Source organism: Bathymodiolus platifrons methanotrophic gill symbiont (assembly GCF_002189065.1).
In the GTDB taxonomy this organism is placed as follows: Bacteria; Pseudomonadota; Gammaproteobacteria; order Methylococcales; family Methylomonadaceae; genus Methyloprofundus.
In genome coordinates this window covers 1-3,954 of sequence record NZ_BDMN01000385.1, presented here as the reverse complement: position 1 = coordinate 3,954, position 3,954 = coordinate 1, and the positions used below count along the sequence as shown (strand labels likewise).

The window sequence follows — 3,954 nt, the reverse complement described above, 5'->3', positions numbered from 1 at the left end:
GCTTGATCCCACGCTGTCAGCCCCGGACGGGCTGATAGTCTCCAGAAGGCGCAGGGAAATTTGCCAATCCGAAGTGCGCGATAGCGCGCGAGGGAGGCTAAAATTTTATCCCGAATAGCCGTAGAGCCATTTGTGGTAGCCATGACTGAGCTGCTTTGTGCTCAGTCTGTGGCGGACGCAGGGCGGCTGGAGCATCTCCTATTCGCTGCGTAGGTGAACGAATTACGGCGACAGGAGTCCCGGAATTTCGTGAGGTAGCATGGCGCGCCTGTTAGACGGGGAGCGAATCTCATCTATAAAACGAGATACATCTTGCCCCTTAACCCCTCCCCAAGGCATAGTTCTCTGCCTTGGGTATGAGATATAAAGCTGTCGTTTAGCTCTTGTTATTGCCACAAAGGCACTGTTTCGTTCTTCATCAATATCAGCAGTAGTCTTAGCCCGATAATCAGGAAACACACCTTCACACATAGACATCAAAAAAACGATCTCTTTTTCCAAACCTTTCATTGTATGAACCGTGCTTAAGGTCAACCCATCATTAATAAGCTCTTCAGTTAATTGCCCTAATGCCATAGCATTTCTAAACGCCTGCAATGAATCACCCAGCCCTTTTTGTTTAAAACGAGTCCAGTATTGTTGAAACTCTTTTAGTTCAAGAATACTTATCTCCAACTCTGATTCATAACCATCTAATTGTGTGTCATCAGCAAATTTTTCTAATTTTTCAATAAAAAATTTAGTTAGCTTTCTTATATTAGGTTCGTCAACATCCAATAGATCTATTGCCGCTAACAATTCTGACTGTAATTCTGGAAATAGAATTTGTGAATTTAAAGTATCTTGAGACCATTTCTTTAAGACTTCGTCATCTCCCCATTCAGAGGGTTGAGACAGTTCCAATAAAGCGCAAAGTTTTTTACCATCCACCCAATCTTTAGGGTTCAGTTTTACACGAATAGCATAATCTAGTACCCTACAAAACAGTGAACTAGGCTCTACTTGCCTTTCCCCTTTTTTTAAAGAAAATCGAATTTCCGCATTTTTTAAAGCATCTTCTAAAGCAGAAAAAATATATCGGTTTCTAGCAATAACAACCATTTTATCCAGCGTTATCTCACCTTCAATTTCCTTATGTGTTTTCAACTCTAAAAGATGTTTTATTTGACTTACAATCCAATCAGCTTCAACAAACTCATCTGCTTGAGTTTCAATGGTTACACGACCTTGTAAAGCAAAATCACTTTCTTTCTGAGAATCTGGTTTTAATTTGTTTGCAGCATGGATAACAGCCTTGCTGCTACGATAGTTTTCCTTTAACTCATAAACTGATGGCTTAAAGTCAGCAATAAAATTGGAACAAAGATACTCAGATGAAGACCCATTAAACCCATATATCATCTGATTAGGATCTCCCACCATCATTACGCTGGTAATAGATTCTCCACAAAATGCTTTTATAAACTCGTACTGAATTTTATTTAAATCCTGCGCTTCATCTACACAAACATGTTTATATTTAGCGCGATAAATATTAGCAACCCACTCATGGAGCAAAAGTATTTTATAAGCATATTTTAAAATATCATCATAATCTATTCCTCCGCTGGCAAGAAGAGCATCCTGATAATCCTGATATATTTTCCATAGTCGCAAATTATTTGAATACTTTTCAACAACCTCACTTTCATTCAGTATCTCGCGTTTTATCGTTGCAAAAGCATCCATATATTTCTGCATAACACCTTCACGAGTACGTTTTTCTCTTGAATCAGAAACATTAAGATACTCATCAATATCAATATTATCATCACGTAACGATTGCAAAAATACCTCCATTCTATCCTTATCTCGCTCATAGATATGCAACTCAGAAGGTAGCCCTATGGTATGTCCGTATTGTTCCAATATGCGTTGAGCAACCGAATGAATGGTAGCTATCCACGCTCTATCCTCCATGAGATCAACATCATCAAGACGTTCTGCCATTTCTTCAGCTGCTTTATTAGTAAATGTTAGAGCAATAACACTACCCTTTTTAGTATTACTTAGAATAAACCGAATACGTTCAGTTAAAACGCGAGTTTTCCCTGAACCAGCAGAGGCTAAAACTTGTAATGCACTACCAATAGGTGCGTTAACTATAGATTCCTGATTAGGTGATAATGCCATCATAACTTAACCCACTCCTCTATCTTTTTAAACGCCTCTTTAAACGCTTCGGGAACCAAATCACCTTTCACCCTATTTTGAGGGTTTCGAGTAATAACATCAGCAAAAAAACCTGCATAAGATGCTTTTGAAACTCGCATTTTTTCAAGTAGGCTTTCATCATCTAAGGCTTCAATTTCAGTTGTTTTTGCTGCTAAATAATGTGAGTTACTCGTCCCTTTTGTTTCAGTCAAAACTAGAGATTCAATGATCTCTTCACGCAACACCAATGAATTAATAAGCTCAGCTTCTACATCATTTCCTAAATTTAAAAAACTAATTGAGAAAATATCACTTCTAAGCTCCAAACCAGTGTCATTTTTAATATTCTCAATTTGAGCTTCAATTTTTTTCTTTGTATACCCTTCTTTTCCATCATTATCACTAACAACATAAATAGGAATACCTAAGCTACAACCCATTTTGATAAAAGGTGCATAGTTGTGACCTGCAACACTAACGCAATTGATACCCTTAGAAAAGGTAGAGCAACCGTAATAATGTTCAAACATTGCAGGAACAATCTGCTCCTCAGTAACACCTTCAACTAAAATTACAGCCCTTGAGAAAAGTATTTCTCCTCTAAAACGCATTACTTCACGCTGGATAATATTAATATCTTCTGGATTCATCTTAGCAGTAAGTGAATTCACCCTAACGCGATCTTCATATCGAATTAAAGAACGAATATCCTTTATATCAATCATGGCGGCAAGATAAGGAGAGTGGGTACTAACTATTACCTGGCCTTGGGAATTAGAAAGCTGCTCATAAAGTGTTCGTTGGGCGTTAGGGTGCAAATGTGCCTCAGGTTCTTCAGCAGCAATCAAAGGGAAAAAAGGTTTTGCTTCTTCTTGATGATTTTTCCCCGTTAATTCGACAAACGCTTTTACCGTTAGCATGGATGCCCAACTACGGGTTCCCATACCATGATATTCCATGGAAAACGAATTATTCGCCTGATCACCAAAATGAACAGTAAATTGCTTTGAAATATCTCTAATTTTTTTGGGGAAAGGCGTTATTTCAGCTTCTCCAGAACCTTGAAAGGATTGGTTCAGTTGTTCTAAATGTTCTTTTAAGTCTTGTAAAGGCTGACTTTTTTCGACAGCCTCATCATTAACAGCCTTAACCAGTTCTTCCAGCTTAGTAATATCGGCTTTATCATATTCCACACTGGAAAGCACTTTCCCAATAAATGAAGATTTCTCTCTTAGTTCTTGATGTATATCCCGTTGGGCATCTATTGAAATAAAAGGTAATGCATCAAATCGTTTACGCAATTGATTTTTATGTTTGGTTGCTTCACTTTTCCAATTTGGATAATCAGGCCAGCGATCCAGAGCAAATCGCGTAATGCTAAAACCTCCTTTTATTTTATCCTGCTCACATTTAGTTCTTAGAGCTAAAAATTGATCGCCATCGGCTTCTGATTGAATCTTATCTCCAAAATGCTCAGCCCATTCATCATCAAATAATACTGGCTTACCCTTACCCTCTAAATCCATAGCTACAACACGAACATCAACTAGAATGGACTCAATCCTATTATCATCAGCGTCAATATAAAAATCTTCTTCTGCCAAATAACGAGAATAATCACCCAAAGCCAATTGCATAGCCTTAATCACTGAAGTTTTACCCGAATTATTTGTTCCTATTAATACAGTAACGCGAGGCAATGTAATTTCAAGTTCAGCAATACCCCGAAAACCCGCAATACGAACTTTATCGACTAAAATA

Annotated in this window: 2 protein-coding genes; both read right to left on the bottom strand. The window is 37.9% G+C overall.

Features of this window, described 5'->3' with window-relative positions:
• Positions 1 to 222: 222 nt before the first annotated feature.
• Positions 223 to 2,175, bottom strand: a complete 1,953-nt coding sequence (locus CDZ78_RS18025; RefSeq protein WP_087871221.1) for an ATP-dependent helicase — start codon at positions 2,173 to 2,175, stop codon at positions 223 to 225.
• Positions 2,172 to 3,953, bottom strand: coding sequence for an AAA family ATPase (locus CDZ78_RS18020; RefSeq protein ID WP_087871220.1), 1,782 nt, complete (start codon positions 3,951 to 3,953; stop codon positions 2,172 to 2,174). Before CDZ78_RS18020 ends, CDZ78_RS18025 begins: the two co-directional genes overlap by 4 nt.
• Between the last annotated feature and the right edge of the window lies 1 nt (position 3,954).

Bases quoted from the DNA above. Each gene is read 5' to 3' on its own strand.
- CDZ78_RS18025 (WP_087871221.1), bottom strand. From the start codon at position 2,175: ATGATGGCATTATCACCTAATCAGGAATCTATAGTTAACGCACCTATT.